The sequence below is a fragment of the Pseudomonas sp. SDO5522_S412 genome, from assembly GCF_054071215.1.
This window is the reverse complement of sequence record NZ_JBSVWQ010000404.1, coordinates 1-2,400: the sequence shown is the minus strand read 5'-3', so window position 1 is coordinate 2,400 and position 2,400 is coordinate 1. Positions and strand designations below refer to the sequence as shown.

Annotated in this window: 2 protein-coding genes; one reads left to right on the top strand and one right to left on the bottom strand. The window is 64.7% G+C overall.

Annotated features, from left to right (window positions below; all coding sequences use genetic code 11):
- Nucleotides 1-100: 100 nt before the first annotated feature.
- Complete coding sequence (locus tag ACW9I6_RS32050; protein WP_177049167.1) at nt 101-964, top strand: alpha/beta hydrolase; 864 nt, start codon at nt 101-103, stop codon at nt 962-964.
- On the opposite strand, the gene ACW9I6_RS32045 is transcribed toward ACW9I6_RS32050, so the two are convergent.
- Nucleotides 948-2,294, bottom strand: a complete 1,347-nt coding sequence (locus ACW9I6_RS32045; RefSeq protein WP_003217292.1) for an MATE family efflux transporter — start codon at nt 2,292-2,294, stop codon at nt 948-950. The two genes, ACW9I6_RS32050 and ACW9I6_RS32045, sit on opposite strands and share 17 nt — an antisense overlap.
- Nucleotides 2,295-2,400: the final 106 nt, after the last annotated feature.

The following is a 2,400-nucleotide window of genomic DNA, read 5'->3' as shown; positions in this document are numbered from 1 at the left end:
TCAGTCGATACATGTGCAGACTTATACACCGCCTTCGCGAGCAAGCCCGCTCCCACATTTGGATCGCCGCAAGTCCTGCAGTTTTTATAGGGCCTGAATAATGTCGAAAAAGCTCCTGCAAGTGTTCACCCTGGCCATCGCGACGCTGCTCGCAGCCTGCTCCCCGATCAAAGTGCTCAACGCACTCACCCCCACCAGCACCTTCACCAAAACCTCCTCCCTCGCCTACGGCGATGACCCCCGCCAGAAACTCGATATCTACCGCCCCGTCACCGCCTTGCCCGACGCGCCCGTCGTGGTGTTTTTCTATGGCGGCAGCTGGAACAGCGGCTCCAAGGATGACTACGGTTTCGTCGGCGAAGCCCTGGCCTCGCGCGGCATCGTGGTGGTGATCGCCGATTACCGGCTTTACCCGCAAGTGCGCTACCCACGGTTTTTGCAGGACGGCGCCCAAGCAGTCGCGTGGGCGTATCAGCACAGTGCCGAATACGGCGGCGATCCCCGCAAACTGTATGTGATGGGCCACAGTTCCGGTGCGTACAACGCCGCAATGCTGGCGCTGGACCCGCAGTGGCTGGCCGGGGTTGGCCTGTCGCCGTCAGTCTTCAAGGGATGGATCGGCCTCGCCGGGCCGTATGATTTCCTGCCGATTGAAAACCGCGATGTGCGCCCGGTGTTCTTCTACCCGGACTCGCCGCCCGATTCCCAACCCATCAACCACGTGAGCCAAAGCGCACCCCCCAGCCTGTTGATTGCTTCGGTGGACGACAATCTGGTCAACCCCAAGCGCAACACCGGCGGGTTGGCGAAAAAGCTGCGAGCGGCGGGTGTGCCGGTGGAGGAGTTCTACTTCACCAAGACCAGCCACGCCACATTGGTGGCGTCGATGTCCCGGCCGCTGCGCTGGCTGGCGCCCGTGCTGGACCGGGTCACGGCGTTTATCACGTTCACGCCGGGCCAGTAAGCCAGCGGTCCTGCTTGTTCAGGCGCCAGGCAATTGCCCACAGCGTCAGGCTGCGCAGGGCCATGAACAACAGGAAGGTTATCCACAAGCCGTGGTTGCCCAGGCCCTGCAAGGCCCAGGCGAAGGGCAGCACAATCACCACCGTCAGCAGCATGCCGTTGCGCATTTCCCGGGCGCGAGTGGCGCCGATGAACAGGCCGTCCAGCAGGTAGCTCCACACGGCGATCAACGGCAGTACGGCGAGGTAGGGCAGGTAGATGTCGGCGGTTTCGCGCACGCTCGGAATATCGGTTTGCATGGCGATAAACAGGTGGCCGAACACGGCGAACAGGATCGCGAAGCCGATACTCGCCAGCAACGACCAACCACAGGCCACCACCAGCGAGCGGCGCAAGGCCTGGCGGTCGTGGGCGCCGATGGCGTGGCCGCACAAGGCTTCCACGGCGTGGGCCAGTCCGTCCAGGGCGTGGGCCGTCAGCAACAGACCATTGAGCAGCAGCGCATTCGCCGCCACCGTGGCATCCCCCAAGCGAGCGCCTTGCACGGTGATCATGAAAAACACCGATTGCAGGGCCAGGCTGCGGATGAAGATATCGCGGTTCACCGCCAGCAGCGGGCGCCAGCTTTGCCACAGCTTGAGTGCCGCCCAGGCGATATGGCCAGGGTAGGCACGCAGGGCTTTTTGGGTGAGGGCCAGGCCGAGCAGGGCGCCGGTCCATTCGGCGATCACCGAGGCGCGGGCCGAGCCGACCACGCCCCAATCCAGGCCCAGCACGAACCACAGGTTGAGCGCGATGTTCACGAGGTTGGTGGTCAGCAGAATCGCCAGCGGTGCGCGGGCGTTTTGGGTGCCGAGGAACCAGCCCACCAGCGCGTAGCTGGCCAGCGCTGCGGGCAGGCCGAAGAGGCGGGTGTGGAAGAATTCGCGGGTCAGTTGGTTCAGCTCGGGCGAGGGCTGCATCCAGTCCAGCACCAGGCCGCTTAACGGAATGCCGATGCTGCCGAGCACTATGGCCAGGCCCAGCGCCAGCAACAGCCCCTGCAACAGAATCTGCCGCAGCGCCGCGCCATCACCACGCCCGGCGGCCTGGGCGGCAAAGCCGGTGGAGCCCATGCGCAGGAAACCCATGGCCCAGGCGAGGAAGGTGTACAGGCTGGCGCCAACGGCCACGGCGCCGAGTTGGTGGGCGTGGGGCAGGTGGCCGATGACCATGCTGTCCACCAGCGCCACCAGTGGTACGGAGATGTTCGACAAAATCATCGGCGCGGCGAGGGCCCACACGCGGCGGTGGGTGGGGCGGTCGCGCCAGTCGGTTAGCAGGGAAGTCATGCGGGCTCCTTTGGGGAGCGGTAGTGTAACTGTCCATTAGCTGCGCCGCAGGGCCAATGTGGGAGCGGGCTTGCTCGCGAAAGCGGTGTGTCAGTCGCCGGATGTA